This window comes from Bartonella sp. B10 (assembly GCF_053794435.1).
This window is the reverse complement of the sequence record NZ_CP200030.1, coordinates 1054304-1070000: the sequence shown is the minus strand read 5'-3', so window position 1 is coordinate 1070000 and position 15697 is coordinate 1054304. Positions and strand designations below refer to the sequence as shown.

The following is a 15697-nucleotide window of genomic DNA, read 5'->3' as shown; positions in this document are numbered from 1 at the left end:
TGTATCATTCATGTAGATACCATATTATTACTGTAGATATATAAAACCATTTCTTTTATATAAAGCTATTGCTTTTATAAAAGGGACTCGTATTTTTTATAAAAATAATCAAATTCTTGTCGAAACATTCTAAGCTATGCTAGTTTCTCGCATTTGATATTTTTAAAGAGTACAATAAACATCTATGTGGGATAATCAACATCAGAAAAATGATCCTGGACAGGATCCTGCTCTTGTTATGAAACGCTCTCTTCCTGCCCGCCGACAAGTCTCTATACGTTGGCTAACAGGAACGATTCTGACTGGAATCACATCCTGCATTCTTATGGGAATCGCATTTTTTGCTGCTTTAGACGGACAACAACGATTAGTAACCCCTCCACAATGGTTTACGCAAACAAACTTATCCAAAGTACAAAACCCTGATGACAATGGACATAAAAGTGATCGTATTTCTCCCACTCATGCACGACAAAGCTTTGATAGTAAGCGTCAATTCGAATTATCAATTCTGCAAAAAAAAGGTGATGAAAAAATCATTCAGACTCAGAAATTTGAGTGGATTAGAATGTCTTTAGCTGAAGAGCGCCCACATCGAACATATCCTAAATTTGACGCCTTAAGCATTGTTACTCATGATTCAAAAAATCAATCCACTGAATTCCAAGATTCTGGACAAATTTACGGAGCAAAAGTGGAAACAAAAATGACTCTACGCAGTTATGATTTTATTATTGATCAAGTAAATTTTAATGACGCAGATATCCTCACTTCCGCTGAAGCACAACAAGAATTACAAAAAGCCGGATTCTCTTTGGATAAAATCAACGAACATCTTTCAATTTTAACACTAATTGATCCCTTAAAATTAGATGATTTATCCTCTACTAAAAAATTTACAGATGTCCCAGAAGTGCGCATCATTCAAGAAAACGTTACCGTTTCTCCTCAGAATCATCGAATTGATCTCACTAAAAACTATGCTGAAGATATTATTCCTATTCGTAAAACACAAAAAATAGCCGATATTCTTAAAAAAACCGATTATCCAAAGAAACAAATTGAACAAATTGCAAATACTTTAGCTATATTCAACCATTCAGATACCCTTAAAGAAGGAACTCTTCTACGTATTGGAATTGTAACACAACCTGGAGAAGAAGATCATCTTGTACGCGCCAGCATCTATAAAGGAATGCATCATATTCTTACAATTGCTCTCGACGATAACAACCAGCTTGTTGCAAGTGCAGAACCAGAAATGTCACACACACTTAAAACTGCTTTTCAAAACGGTATTCCTCCTTCTTATATCAATTCAACGCAATTACCAACAGCTTATGATGCCATCTATAGCGCTATACTCAACCATAATATGTCAGAATCTACCTCTAAACATCTTATTCATCTGCTTGCAACCAACATTGATATGAAAAGCCGGATAACACCAACCGATCAGCTTGAAATATTTTATGCTGTACCACAACAAAACGATACAAGTAAAAACAATAAAAAGAGCAAAAACGGCAAAAAGAACACGAAATCAAACGAACCTACCACCACCACAGATCCAGAAATTCGTTACATCAGTGCCACTTTTGGCAATAAAACCTACAAATATTACCGTTATCAATCAAAAGATGGTAGCATCGATTATTACGATTCAGAAGGAAAAAGTTCAAAGCCTTTTTTACTTCGTAAACCTGTTCCGAATGGCGTTTTTGGTTCTCCCTTTGGGCCAAGAAAACATCCTATTTTAGGATATGTGCGCATGCATACGGGAGTGGATTGGGTGGCGCCCAAAGGATCTCCAATTATTTCTATCGGCGATGGCGTTGTAATAAAAGTAGGCATAGTAGGAGGATATGGCAACCATACAGAAATTCGACATGCCAATGGATATGTCAGCAGTTATTCACACCAAAGCAGATATGCACCTGGTATCAAACCAGGCGTGAAAGTACGACAAGGGCAAATCATCGGATATGTTGGATCAACGGGGCTAGCAACCGGTCCTCACTGCCATTTTGAAATCGTTGTAAATGGTACGAAAGTTGACCCAATGCGCATCCGTCTACCAGACAGCAAGACCTTAACAAATCAAGATCTACAAGCATTTTTACGAGAGAAAAATAATATTGATTCTTTGATAAACAGCCCGATAACGCCATCAGAAGAAGCATCTTAAACCATGCCTTTCAAGAGCATTCTTCAGCAAAGAACGTGTCTCTTCTTAAACAGTATATTGATCATCAAAATACAGCTTTCACCTTTTTCCAGTTTGTATACAAAAGAAAATAAGCTAGAATATAACTACAATTATTTTTAATAAGTTATTGCATATGTAAGGACATTTGCTCTATTCAAACTGTACAAACAGAAAAGAAATCCAAGCCTTCTTTTAAAGAACAAATTATGAATTATTATGGTCGTTTGTTTTTATATTTGGCAAAGGAATCGTAACTTTCGTCCCACCAAAAGCAGATGTTTCAAAAAGTGATTTCTCACCAAATTGCATGCATAGCTGTTCAATAATCAAACGGCCAAGCCCTGTTTTTTGGTCTAGATTTTGTTCACTTATACCAATACCATCATCTTCAACGATCAGCACCATTTGGCCATTTTCTCGGTAATCACAAACAATATAAATATTTCCACGACGCTTATCAGGAAAAGCATGTTTTAAAGAATTGGTTAATAATTCACCGAGAATAATCCCAAGTGTTGTAGCATCTCTTGAAGATAATCGGCTTTCTTTAAAAGAGGTATGAATAGTAATATTTTCGCGCAATTCAAAAGGTACTGCCAATTCAACATCATGAACAACCGAACTGAGAAACTCAGCCAACAAAGTTGTTTCTACATCATCACTCAATCGCAAACGTCGGTGTGCAGTAGATATTGTCTGGATACGGTCACGTGCAGCACCAAGCACAGAACGCACTTCTTCATTTTTGCTGCGATTTAATTGCAAACCAAGTAAAGAAGAGACTGTACCAAGAGAATTTCCAATGCGATGACTAGCATCCTGCAGCAACATTTCAACACGCTGACGTTCTTTTTCAGCGTGATTTCTTGCTTTTTCCAATTCTTTCGTACGCTCTTTCACACGAGCTTCAAGAGCAGTATTTTCACTATGCAACAGCAATTGATACAATTTTAAAGCACGTACATCACGGTAAAAACGATTGATAATAAAATAAGCGGAAATAAAAGTACTAACCACAGAGACAAGCGCTGCCAGTGTTAAAGCAGCACGCATAAGTGCTATATCCTCACGTTGTCCTTGCCGTACGACATCATCTCCATTAATAAAATTGGTCATCAATTGAGCTAAACGCGCAACTTGAACCTTGTGAATTTCAGGGGGATCAGAAGGTTGATCAGGAATAACATCAAGAGCGAGCATACGAGCACTCATAAAAGCTCGACGTGTTTCAACTTCCTTTTTAAAAGCAGCAAACCATTCATACCATTGTGGGTGTGCATAAACAATCATCGCTGCATAATCGAGGGTATCGTTAAGATCACGAACTGCATTTTCAAAACGAGCTTTGTCTTCTTCCTTACGACTTTTCGCATAACTCCTATCAGCTACTGCCATATCAATTAGATGAATTAAAACCAGATCAGCCTGTTCACGCAATTCTGAACTTGTATTCAACTGTGAAATTTCTCGATCAACCGCATTTGAGAGCAGAATAATGAAGGTTGATGCCAAAAAAGCCATAACAAGAGACACAATAATTGCTGTCCAACGCCAACGCGATATTGTAGAATTAGAATTAGGCATTTTAGGCAGCAAACTCGTCTTTGTCGTCATATAATTTCCATCGGCGAACCTGAAAATTGTCATTTTTCAGCACAAAAGAAGATGACCTTATAGATCACAGCACAACAAACCTAATTGGTGCTTTCATACATGCTTCCCTTGATTTTTTTTCAAAGGTACTACACACGCCAAACACTTTGAATTTTTTCAAAATGCTGACTTCACTTTAATAGCTATAACGGGAATTAAAAAAACAAGGTTATTAACCATAATTATTAGAGGATAATCATAATTATTATGCTCTTTTAGCCACTAAATGAACACAGTGTACTTCCAGCTGAATAAGCATCAGGCCCATAATCAGATTCACCATTTACCTTGAGCAGTGCCTGCAAACGATTGCGTGCTCTGCTGACACGACTTTTAATTGTTCCAACGGCACAGCCACAAATAGCCGCAGCATCTTCATAAGAAAAACCAGATGCACCAATGAGAATAATGGCTTCTCTTTGATCAGCAGATAATGTGTTTAAGGCTTTTTTAAAATCTTGTAAATCGAGAGATCCATATTGTGAAGGATGAATGGCAACACTTTGGGTAAATACACCATCACTGTCTTGAACTTCTCTTCCTTTTTTGCGCATTTGGCTGTAAAATTCGTTACGCAAAATGGTAAAAAGCCAAGCTTTGAGATTTGTTCCCATTTCAAAGCTATCCTGCTTGGCCCATGCTTTCATAATAGTATCTTGCACTAAATCTTCGGCTTTATCGTGCTTACCACTCAATGAAATAGCAAAAGCCCGTAAAGCCGGTAGGATCAAAAGTAATTCCTGTTTAAAGTTTTTCACACCTATAGTCATAGAGGGTCAAACCTTTTCCACATTGTTTAAGCCGAACTGCTCTGCTTGATCCAATTTTTCTAAAAGCTCCAAAAAACGCATAGGTAGTGCTTCTTCTTGAATTTCTAAGTAAAATTGGCGCAATTTCCGTGCTATTTCGCTATTGGCTCCGAGAAGATCATCTCCCAATATGAAGTAATTGGTGAGATTTTTTTCATCATAGTCGTTCATTTTTTATCCCCCTAATCCATATATCGTAAGTAGCACTGAAAAGAGATTTTCTTCCTATGGTTGTAAATATGATTTTGCGTAAAAAGTTCCATATGAGCATAGGAACTTTTTTATCTATTGGAGATTTCTAACCAACAAAGTGCTTTAAAGGCCAAAGGAGTTATAAATGATGTCATTATCAACGCGCATAGCACCACATCTTCCCTATCTTCGACGTTTTGCCCGATCTGTAACAGGCAGCCAATCATCAGGTGATGCCTATGTATCTGCGATGATAGAAGCACTGATTGCTGACATTTCTATTTTTCCAACAACGTCAAATGACCGTATCGGCATTTATCAGCTTTTTTGTTGTCTTTTTGACCAAACCACACCCAATATTCCAGAACCATTGCCACAATTTGGTATTGAACAAAAATCAAGCGCAAAATTATCATATCTTACACCACGCGCACGACAGGCATTTTTACTGATTGCAGTTGAAGGATTTAACGAGAGAGAAGCCGCTGAAATCATGAATCTTGATGCAGAAGATTTCCGCAAACTTCTTAATCAAGCATCAGTTGATATTTCTCAACAAATTGCCACACAGGTTATGATTATTGAAGACGAGCCTCTTATTGCTATGGATATTGAGCAAATGGTGGAAAGCCTTGGACACCAAGTCGTAGGAATTGCACGCACCCATGATGAAGCTGTGGCTATATACCACCAAAAAAAACCACGGATGATTTTAGCCGATATTAAATTGGCCGATAATAGTTCTGGCATTGATGCGGTTAATGATATCTTACAGAACGACCACATACCTGTAATCTTTATCACTGCATTTCCTGAACGATTATTAACCGGAGAGCGTCCAGAACCAACTTTTTTAGTGACTAAACCCTTTAATCCCGACATGGTAAAAGCACTTATCTCTCAAGCCTTATTTTTTCAAGAGAATGCTTCCAAAGCTGCCTAATACAAGGTAACATTTTGGTTATGATCGTCACCCCTGTTCCAAAACCTCCCATGAGTAAATCACATATCAGTGCTTTAATGCAAGCAATTCGTGGTGCTGATATTTGTGTTTTATACCAAACAACAAGTCTGGTTTATTTATGGGCTGAAAATTTGCCACAACATCTACACAATAAATGGCAGGTGGGATGTGTCGACAGTGATTTTTTTTCACTCGATCTTGCTGATAATATGGAAACAATCAAATTACAGGTTTTAGCTACAGGCAAAATGCAAACCGTTGAGGCACGATTTGAGGATATGACCAAACAAGCTATTTGGTATAAATTTTCTATTGACTGCCACCGCAACGATAGTGGAGAAATTATCGGTGTTATTACAACAGGTGTTGATATTTCGGGATTACGAAGACGTGAGCAAGTGCTCAAAATATTGCTCAGAGAAGTTAGCCACCGTTCTAAAAATCTTCTAGCTATCATCCAAAGTATCGCCAGCCAAACCGCACGCTACACTGAATCGCTTCAGGTTTTCTTGCGAAAATTTCAAGGACGGATCTATTCTCTCTCCCATTCTCAAGATCTGATAACTGATTCTGACTGGCGTGGCGCCCAATTTCGCGAATTAGTTCATTCACAGGCTTTAGGCTATCTGTTAAAAGAAACAAAACGATTTTCTATTGAAGGAAATGACCCTTATCTCTTTCCAAACGCAGCTTTGCATATTGGCTTAGCTTTTCATGAGCTCATTGTTAATTCTCTTTCTTTTGGCGCTTTATCGCAAGAAGGAGGATCTGTACGTATACGCTGTGAGATATGCCCTAAAATGGATGATAAAACACAACTTCTTATCACTTGGGATGAAAATTTTGAAGATGGAACCCTGTTATCAAACAATAACAAAGCCCGTTTTGGCAGTGCTGTACTAGAAAAAATCGTCCCAATTTCTGTGAACGGCTCAGCCTCTTTAAAATTAACAGAAAAAGGAATTTTTTATCGTCTATATGTACCTGATACGTATTTTGATACCTTCTTTTGAAAAGATATTTCAACGCTGTAAAATAAACAAAACACTATTCCCAATAAAGCGCACTCAACAGCTCTGTTTTTCAACACCTAACAGCTCTGTTTTTCAACACAAAGCATTTTTCCGTACAACTAACCAGTGGAACTAAGAGCTCCTAAAAACATTCACATAACAGAAATGTGTGTGCTTACACAGTGCATTCCGTGTTGTCAACTGCTCATCTAGAAAGTGTTTTATGAATCCTCTTATTTTTGTCCTCTTATTAGTTTCATGCACAGATGATTTTAATAACTGTTATTCTAATAATACAATGGTTCAAACATATACAACAGCCCAAGAATGTGAGCAAGCCATGATACCATCCACCAAAAAATTTGCATTTCATGGGCAACAAATCTTCGCCCAATGTATAGATGTACACACAAATCTACACCATAAAGCAGTAGACATTATCTGGTTTGTGACAAACCGAGGAAACTTCCTGCTTAAAAGAAAAAACATAGATGATAATCTTCACACCAGCCACAAAACAGACACTGTTACTACAGAATCTCCCTCTTATATACATTTCCCCATAGACCACTTGTATAAAAATCATTAGAAGCGTAAGATTTTTACACTCTAAAAAATAACGAGAAAGTAAAGCATGGCGGATAAAAAGCAGATTCATACCCAAAAAGACGATGACGAAAAACAATGCTCTGTGCCTGAAGATCATCCTTTAGATCCTGCAGTAGAAAAAATAAGAAAAAAGCTTATGCGTTTAATGATTATTTCTGTTTCAATAACGCTTATTCTTATTCTTGCTGTACTATTCGGCATCATATATAAAATGACAGCAACTGAATTTACATCAAAAAAAGCAAATACTTCTTTCTCTCACAGCAAAAATTCAGAAATCATCCAACGCACGCTCTCTTTACCAAAAGGAACACAGATTCTGTCACAAAATCTTTCAGAAAATAATATTGCACTAAAAGTCTTAACACCAGAAGGGCAAATAAAATTTATGATTTATAATTACCATACTGGTGCACTCGTTGCGATTCTTTTGCTTGAGACAAAAGAAGAAAGACTTTAATGCCTTCTCATTAAAAATGGCTAAGAATCCTTCCGTTGTTCAAACGCTTCCTTCTACTGGAGGCGTTGATACTGGAGATGCTAATACTCGACGCCGACGGGATTTCTTCTGAGCTCCTTCACCCAATAAATCGCTAGATGTGGTGTTTTCTGTCGAAATATCTTCTATTGATATACCATCGCTATTAGAAACCTCTGGCATCACCTGAGAAAGTTCAGGGGATATTTCTTCCTTAGAACGCACAACACTTCTCCGTGAAGTACGACGTGATTTTTTAACTGTTTCAGTATTTTCTTTAGAAAGGCATTGCTGTTGATTAACATCCTCTTTAGATAAGCCATTCACTGCTAATTCATCACCTGCATGACCATTGTGTACTTTAGTTTTTTGACAATCGTCATTTTTTTGTTGCTGTGTTGATAACGTGGACTTATCATAGTTTATATCGTCTTTTTTTGTACCTTCAGCGTTTGTTTCATCACAATCTTGATCATTGTTTTCATCACGCTTAACGAACTGAGGCATTTGTCCAACTGCTGCAAGAATAATACGCAAATAATGCTCTGCATGCTGTAGATAATTCTCAGACATAACACGATCACCGGCTCCTTGTGCATCACGCGCAAGACTTATATATTTGTCGGCAATTTGCTGTGCATTTCCACGAATCTTGACATCCGGACCATTACTTTCATAATTCCGAGACAACGGATTAGGACCGCGACGATTATTATTATTGCCATTGTTGTTATTATTATTGCGACCGCGTACCCGTCTATTTTGTTGTGGCCTCATATTCATCCCTTTTGGAGTGTTTGTGTAGTGTCTTCATTGAATCTTCTTCATTGCACTATCCATTGATAATGCTAATCAAAAATATGGTTATCAGGCTATATGCATTTTACTTAACTGAAATGATACCCACTGACTATTCTATAAAAGCATATATTTTCTGAGAATCATAAACAGCAGGGAAGCCATTAAACTAAAATCCCTATTCTCTGTTAATCAGCGGAAAGTTAGTGATGTTCACGCAAAATGCCAAGTATTTTTTTCTAAATAAACCATATTTTACTAAAAAATTACCATCTTGTGGAAAAAAAGCAACACGCCAGAACAACATACAAAAGAAATTCTAGCAAACGAACAATAAACTTAAACTAATAAATGATTCTCTTAACTTTTTAAATAACTGCTTTTAAAAATACCTACACCCTCCACATCCTTGTGTACTTGACCTACAAAGTTTGCATCCCACAAGATTTACACCAAGATGTATAGCACTGTACCCATTTTGCACATTTAATGACCAGACACAAAAACACAGAAATTATGTTTTTCTAGGCTCAATTGTGTGATACACAACAACTATCGACACACATCAAAGATTTCGCCATATCTCTTAATCATTTTGAAATAACTTATACACCTCTCCTAGATTAATCAAAATTATTAGCTTTGGGCATATATGAAAACTAAAGAACTATTAAAATTTGTCGTATTTGTCGCCATATTACACGAAAAACTCCCTACAATAAAACATGAAGCCACTCACTCATAACAATAAAAAGAAAACCGCGCTCTCTGTTCAATTCAAAAACAACTGACGATAATCGCCACCAACACTGATTTTCTTTTTTGGACTTTTCCGAAACAATTACAATCCTAATAGCTATAATCAGCAACCACTAGAAATCACGGAACAGTAACCATAAATTTCAAGACAGGAAGATGCAACTAATACGGTAACTTTCTCGACACCTCATTTAACACACCAACGAGCATTAGAGATACTTTCATTGTCAATAACAATACGGCAGTTTTATGATAATATGGAAGAGTTTTTTAGATTAAAATTAGCAATTTTTTATCCGACAAAAAAATTGTTTAAGGGATTACAAGAGCATAATTCTAAACACACAGCCTCTCCTTTTCTCTAACTATACCCATAAAGAATGAGGGCAATATCCAATATTTGTGCCTTAATATTTACAGTACACCTATGATATATTTTAACCCAAAAACAGAAAGACAATATTTTATCAATAAGATACCGCACACTATAAGCATAGGAATAAAAAATACTTTAACAATACAGCTTTCTATATAATCGGAAATTTTATACAAAAACTTAGAAGTAGTTGCGTACCTTGCGTTGTTCACCCTCTTTTTCATTGATAAAACAATCCCGTAAAAGAAAATAGTTTCCATCTCCTGGTCTCACCATTTTTATACATTTTTCTTTTACATGATCGGAAAGATCGTCCCACATTTCACGAATAGCAAAATAAGCTTCACTTTCTGAATTAATACAGCGATAATAAGCATCTTCCTTCATATCAGGCAAAACTGAAGCAGAAATTTCCTTGCAATAAATACGCAAATCAAACGACGGAATGGCCAAAAAAGTGTGACTTTGTTGAATAAGTTCTTCTTTAGGAAAAAAATAATTGATGATTTGTTTTGTTGTAAAACCACACAATATAACACAGAAAATAACCGCACAAACTCGGGAAGCTACATAATACAACTTCCTGCGATACAATTTTCTCATCGCGTGGATTCTTCTTTCCATAAATGCAATATCCTCTAATTTATGAGAGTAAGCCCGTTTACAACAAGAAATAATACAAGCACAATATTTCACAAGAATGCATTAATAGATAAAAAGCATTTTTCGCCTTCTTGTATTAAAGAACAATCCTTATCTTTTAATTAAAGAAGTGTTCTATTTTTTCCCAGCTGGCTACAGCGTTCATCTGCTTATTCTATTTATTGTTTAAAATGGTCATCGGAAACTTTTAGCATCCACTTTATAGCACAGAGTATGGAAGCTTCATTATAAAATTTCATTGTACCACAAGATTTTATTGATTTACAACTACATATAGAAGATAAAATTCACTTTTTTATAGACATATACATCACTGAAATAGCAAGCTTATTATTTAACCAATTTTTTCAGGCATAGTTTTGATTTTATACAGAATAGCTGTATCCTTATAAAATGATGATGCTACAATCATAACCATATCTTCACCATCATAATATACTTTTTTAAAAGACTATATTTGTCTACACTTACATAGTTGGGATTTATTCATAAATTATAATATAAAAAGAAAATCAACATATCATTATAACAAACCCTGCACGTTACTGTAGTAAACATTGCGATCGACTATATTGTTTCAAATAATAACAAATACAGATCTGCTTGAACATTCAATTTTTAATAAACATCATGGTTTCCAACAGTTATGCTGTCGACCAAAGCGGTCTGTTGCTACAATCCAACGTGATAATAGCGGCTCATTTTTTACTAAAGAAGCTGGTTTGTTAATAATCGGGGGTTTGGTCCATCCCGCGCAAAACAGCGGTACATTCGTCTGGCATCCCGCCAAGAGCAAGACAGATCCGTAAAGGAGAAAGAGAAAAAATTTCATCATTGATTTTCTCACGATCTTGAAAAGCTGAAACAGCCTGAATCAAAGTTTTGTTACGCTCAAAATAGCGTCCATAAAAAAAGCTGCTCAACGCAGCAATGGTGATCAAGGCTCCAATCAAGTGCCAACGAGGTAAAAAAATCACTGATATTCCTTCCTAATCTTATAGAAAAATATTCCTATACCTATGATTGTAGCCAAAAGGATAATAACTGCCAGAGCCCATTGTATAGGGCCTTTTCCGGTTAAAATCCCTGTTAATCCAGAAAATGAACCGACGATTGGCACAAAAATTTCAGCATTCTGCCAAAAAACCTTTTTTGGTGCTTCTACTGTTTGATAATTGGAAGAAACATAAGATCCTTTAGACCACAATCCGGCTTCAGCAGCTCGTCGATATACCAGCCCTTTTAAGTATTTTCCTCCGGCTCTGGTCCATTTGTGCAATTCAACTGGCACAGCCTCATAATGACCATCATTAAGTTTTTTTAAGAGCGTAGAATTGCGAAAAGCTTTTATTCCCACATTATAACAAAAGGAGACAAGAGCAGCAAACTGCTCATCTGTTAAAGACCGCTGAACCAGCTGATCAACAATTTTCTCAAATTGCATCAAGTCTTTTTGTAACAGTGTTTCTGCTTGACTTTCCGTAATCTGCATCCCCTTATATACAACAGGTGCACCTGCTTTTGCAGTATGGCCATAGCCAATTGTCCAAATACCACTAGTATCTTGATAAGCTTGCAAGCGAAGGCCTTCCCATTGTTTAATGAGCGCAAGCCCCTCCTTTGATATTTTTCTCATTTTTTAGCGCTCCTCAGGCTATTTCTGATTTGTAAAGATAAAATTGAGGAATATACTAGGTGCTACCTGCTTTGCTACATTTAGCTGTATTTATTGGCTATTGCGCTATCTTGTTGGCACCCTATTAGTGTTTAATATTCTGAAGATTTTGTACGACAAGTTGCAATTGTTGTTCTAAAACATTTACACGCTGTACAATTTGTGCGGCAGTCTTGACTTGTTTTTTATCAAGGATACCAATCTTTTGATGTATCTCGTGCAACAGTGCACTTAAAGGAGCATGCCCCATCCTTCCATTGCTATAAAGAACTACGCGAATACATTTAGGATCATCAATATCAGCGATAGAAAAAAATTCCATTGCATCCCCCTTTTTTTGTGATGGATTATAAAACCGTTTTATGAATGGATAGCAGTATTACGTTAGCACCAGTATATTGAACGCTCTCCATGTATCAGCTGTGCTAAAACTATTGCTTTTGGACAAAAAGAGAGCTCTACATGCAAGGACACCACCGCCTAACCATAGAATCCAAAAAAGTATGCTTATCGTTGCCTACTCTATACAGTTTATGTTTAGCTTAAAATTATGGTTTAGCGATAATAACGAATAAGCTTGTATCAGTTTTTATAACCATAATATCGGTCAAGAAACACACTTTCAAAATACAGTGTTTCCTTTCCTGTCATAGATAGCAATCGCTTTTTAGACAAACATCATCCAGAAAAACGTAAATGCTATGAAGAAATAGAGAATTTTTACCCTATTTTTCTTATTTCTTTTTCCTCTTGAAAAAGAAAAATGCAACAAAATTGGCAAAATACAACGCCATAAAACAGCGATATTTTCAATTTTTTCTGCAGTGATCTATATCAGACAAGTTGTGTGCGCACCATCTTATATGATTCAGATAAAAAATATTTAAATCATTTTTGCATATACAAAAAATTCGGTTCTCATGTTTTAATTGCATAAACAACAGCCACGTTAACAGGGCGCGTTTCTTCATCCCCTGTTGCATCTAAATGGATTGTATGCATATGATTTCCTGCATTAGTTGTATCAACCTTCTCGTTAGTCTTAAGATATCTTGCACGTCCTGTTCCTGAAGCACACGTCCCAACGATTTGAATATCATCCGTTGCATGTTTATGATCACCTGAGAAATCTGTCTTTCCTGTATGAGTATGAGATTTAAAGGAATCTGCTTGATTGCTTCCTAACAAACGACCTATATCAACACCTCTTCCAGCATCAAGCCCACGCAAAAACATTCCTCGAAAATCAGGAACATTGAACGTGTTACGACCATCCCCGTTTCCCCATGTTTCACCAACAGCTAAAAAGAGAAGAGGATATTCCTTTCGTCTATAGGCTTTGCCATCACACACAAGCCAACCTTCAGGAACATCTTTCATAGCAAAAGTGGCAATGAAGCCCGGCGGAAAACTATGTGCGATAGAAATCGTTGGATTCGTTAAATACCATCCATCTAAATCCTTTCCAGCGAGATCGAAATAATAAACAAGCTCATAAATTCCCCCTGATTGAATTTCTCCACCAGTCAAGGGTCTTATACCACCTTGTATTACTTTATAAACAGGTTGAGATTTTAGTTGATTCAACGTTACGAATGTTGCACCCACATTGATCGACTGCGCTTTAAAACGAAGGACAATTCCGTTTGTATACATCGAAAAATCGGACTTGGTGTTCAAATTAATCAATGTATTTTTTTCATCATGATTAATTGTGAATTTTGCTTCAATATCTCCACCATTATCGGCTAGATATTCCCTCACGCGTTGCATCATCGCGCGAGCACTATCATTAACTGTACTTGGAGGTTGCCCCTCTGCCCAGTTTATGATCTTATCTGTGCGAGCATTTTCGGGTGCCACAAGCGACCAATCGTAAATAGAACTCATAGAATATGTCCTTTTTGCAGAAAACGAAAACAGGTAAAAAAAGAAGAAAAGAAGGCAAAAATTTTATTTCTAGGCACTCTTATTTTTTTCATTTTAAAGCCAATTTTACTATAATCGACATGCAATAATGTTGTTTTTGCATTCATATAAACCGCACTGGGATTCAAATGCAGCACTTCTTGAGCAAGAACGCCACAATAACGTTGAGGATCTCCCCTATAACTAAATTCATAAAGTGGATAGCCATTTTTCTTCCCCATAGGAATGATATTCTCTTTGGCTCTCACATCAGAAAGGCTCAAAAAACCGCCCATAAATTTCATCATTTGCTGCATATCACGTAATGGATTTTGTGTAACTGAAGGTGTTGTGGTGGACTCTCTTGCTTTTACGCCATAATTTCCGGCAGCTTGCATTCCCATTCGCAACAATCTTTCCAACTGATTCCAGTCTTCGTTACTTTGTTCGATCCACTGTTGATGCTTAGCATCTAAAATATTTTGTTGGTTTTTATCTTGAATCATACCTCCCTTTAAAGCATTACTTTGTGCATTGCTTTGTCCTTGATAGTAAGAATTAGCAGCATTAACTTGATCATACAATGAGCGATCAATAATCTGATTGGCATTCATCATATTTTTGATATCTTCATTATATTGGCGTGCAATAGCGTTTGTTGCCAATGCGCCCAATTCATCAGCAAGCACCTTTGTATGGGTACCAGATCCATAACGTCCAGATCCAGACATTAACTGATTAACAGAATCGGAAGTTTTACTGAGTGCATTTTGCAGTGCAGCATTAAATTTGCTATTACCTCCAATCCAGTCTCCCTTTGCCATATTAAAAAGATTTGTAGAACTATGAGTTGGTTCGTTAAATCTCTTTGTAAAAGTTGGATTATTATAAAGATCAGCGGTTTTTTGTAAGCCGATAAGAGCATTTTTTGTCATATCACTCAAATCGGCGATGCGCTCACCCCGATAAATATTATTGCCTTTCCTTTTATTATAAAGATCGAGTGCTTCAGAACTTGCTTTTTTCAGAATATTTTCCACCCAAGAAGGTGGATCATTTGTTTGAGTTATTGTTTGAATTTGGGGGGTTGTTCGTCTTCTCATGGGAGCAAAACCTTTCTATAATGAATAAGATTAAGTGAATAGCCATGATGGGCAAGCATCTTAGCCCATCCATATCTTCCAATGGTTAGTATTTCATCGGCGTGGATGTTACGTGCCCAATCTTCGACTTTATCAATCAATTTAACCAATTTTAGCCCTCCCTCTCCGGCAAGGTCTAAAACAACAACACGTTTTTTTCCTGTATGAGTCATTTCAATTTTGGTGATCCCACAAGCACTAAATTGAGACTTATTTTTTAAGATCAACCATAATTGTGTTTGCCCTGTCGCAATTTCTTGAGCAATTGTTGCCAAACACACATCATCTGGAAATCGCTTAGCATATTTCTGCATAGCGGCATTAATATCTGCTTGATAGAGCGATATTTTTTCTAACGACCATCGATCCGTAAGATGGATGGAATAAAGATTTTGGCTCTCTGGTTGCTGTGTCATGACTTTAATTCTTTCGGATTTTTTTGCAACAAG

Annotated in this window: 16 protein-coding genes; 5 read left to right on the top strand and 11 right to left on the bottom strand. The window is 36.6% G+C overall.

Going from position 1 to position 15697, the window contains the following annotated elements:
* The first annotated feature begins 184 nt into the window (after positions 1-184).
* A complete protein-coding gene (locus V3565_RS04540) occupies positions 185-2188 on the top strand; it encodes a M23 family metallopeptidase (protein ID WP_455478021.1) in 2004 nt (667 codons plus the stop codon).
* 225 nt (positions 2189-2413) lie between these two features.
* Here the strand turns inward: V3565_RS04540 and V3565_RS04535 are convergent, their stop codons facing one another.
* From V3565_RS04535 to V3565_RS04525, 3 genes are all read right to left on the bottom strand, one after another.
* Complete coding sequence (locus V3565_RS04535) at positions 2414-3823, bottom strand: sensor histidine kinase (protein WP_455478020.1); 1410 nt, start codon at positions 3821-3823, stop codon at positions 2414-2416.
* A 254-nt stretch (positions 3824-4077) separates the two neighbouring features.
* Positions 4078-4632, bottom strand: a complete 555-nt coding sequence (locus V3565_RS04530) for an RNA polymerase sigma factor (RefSeq protein ID WP_455478019.1) — start codon at positions 4630-4632, stop codon at positions 4078-4080.
* Positions 4633-4638: 6 nt separating this feature from the next.
* Positions 4639-4842 carry a NepR family anti-sigma factor gene (locus V3565_RS04525; protein ID WP_455478018.1) on the bottom strand — a complete coding sequence of 68 codons (204 nt, stop codon included), beginning with the start codon at positions 4840-4842 and terminating at the stop codon, positions 4639-4641.
* A gap of 169 nt (positions 4843-5011) precedes the next feature.
* Between V3565_RS04525 and V3565_RS04520 the strand changes: the two genes are divergently transcribed.
* The 4 genes from V3565_RS04520 to V3565_RS04505 all read left to right on the top strand — a co-directional run bounded on the left by V3565_RS04520 (position 5012) and on the right by V3565_RS04505 (position 7909).
* Positions 5012-5806 (top strand): response regulator, encoded by a 795-nt coding sequence (locus V3565_RS04520; protein ID WP_455478869.1) that lies wholly within the window; start codon positions 5012-5014, stop codon positions 5804-5806.
* Between the two features lie 20 nt (positions 5807-5826).
* A complete protein-coding gene (locus V3565_RS04515; RefSeq protein ID WP_455478868.1) occupies positions 5827-6840 on the top strand; it encodes a sensor histidine kinase in 1014 nt (337 codons plus the stop codon).
* 223 nt (positions 6841-7063) lie between these two features.
* On the top strand, positions 7064-7429 hold the full coding sequence (locus V3565_RS04510) for a hypothetical protein (protein ID WP_455478017.1): 366 nt from the start codon (positions 7064-7066) through the stop codon (positions 7427-7429).
* Positions 7430-7474: 45 nt separating this feature from the next.
* Positions 7475-7909, top strand: coding sequence for a hypothetical protein (locus V3565_RS04505; RefSeq protein ID WP_455478016.1), 435 nt, complete (start codon positions 7475-7477; stop codon positions 7907-7909).
* Positions 7910-7948: 39 nt separating this feature from the next.
* On the opposite strand, the gene V3565_RS04500 is transcribed toward V3565_RS04505, so the two are convergent.
* From V3565_RS04500 to V3565_RS04465, 8 genes are all read right to left on the bottom strand, one after another.
* On the bottom strand, positions 7949-8704 hold the full coding sequence (locus tag V3565_RS04500) for a DUF4167 domain-containing protein (RefSeq protein WP_455478015.1): 756 nt from the start codon (positions 8702-8704) through the stop codon (positions 7949-7951).
* Positions 8705-10040: 1336 nt separating this feature from the next.
* Positions 10041-10484 (bottom strand): hypothetical protein, encoded by a 444-nt coding sequence (locus V3565_RS04495; protein WP_455478014.1) that lies wholly within the window; start codon positions 10482-10484, stop codon positions 10041-10043.
* A 764-nt stretch (positions 10485-11248) separates the two neighbouring features.
* Entirely contained in the window at positions 11249-11500 is a 252-nt protein-coding gene (locus V3565_RS04490) for a hypothetical protein (RefSeq protein WP_455478013.1), read from the bottom strand.
* Positions 11497-12159, bottom strand: coding sequence for a lysozyme (locus V3565_RS04485; RefSeq protein ID WP_455478012.1), 663 nt, complete (start codon positions 12157-12159; stop codon positions 11497-11499). The genes V3565_RS04490 and V3565_RS04485 overlap by 4 nt, the downstream gene beginning before the upstream one ends.
* 124 nt (positions 12160-12283) lie before the next feature.
* Positions 12284-12520 carry a hypothetical protein gene (locus tag V3565_RS04480; protein ID WP_455478011.1) on the bottom strand — a complete coding sequence of 79 codons (237 nt, stop codon included), beginning with the start codon at positions 12518-12520 and terminating at the stop codon, positions 12284-12286.
* Positions 12521-13116: 596 nt separating this feature from the next.
* The gene (locus V3565_RS04475; protein WP_455478010.1) at positions 13117-14088 is read right to left on the bottom strand and encodes a phage tail protein; all 972 of its coding nucleotides are present in this window, start codon (positions 14086-14088) and stop codon (positions 13117-13119) included.
* Positions 14085-15209, bottom strand: coding sequence for a tail fiber domain-containing protein (locus V3565_RS04470; RefSeq protein WP_455478009.1), 1125 nt, complete (start codon positions 15207-15209; stop codon positions 14085-14087). Before V3565_RS04470 ends, V3565_RS04475 begins: the two co-directional genes overlap by 4 nt.
* Complete coding sequence (locus tag V3565_RS04465; protein WP_455478008.1) at positions 15206-15664, bottom strand: hypothetical protein; 459 nt, start codon at positions 15662-15664, stop codon at positions 15206-15208. Before V3565_RS04465 ends, V3565_RS04470 begins: the two co-directional genes overlap by 4 nt.
* Positions 15665-15697: the final 33 nt, after the last annotated feature.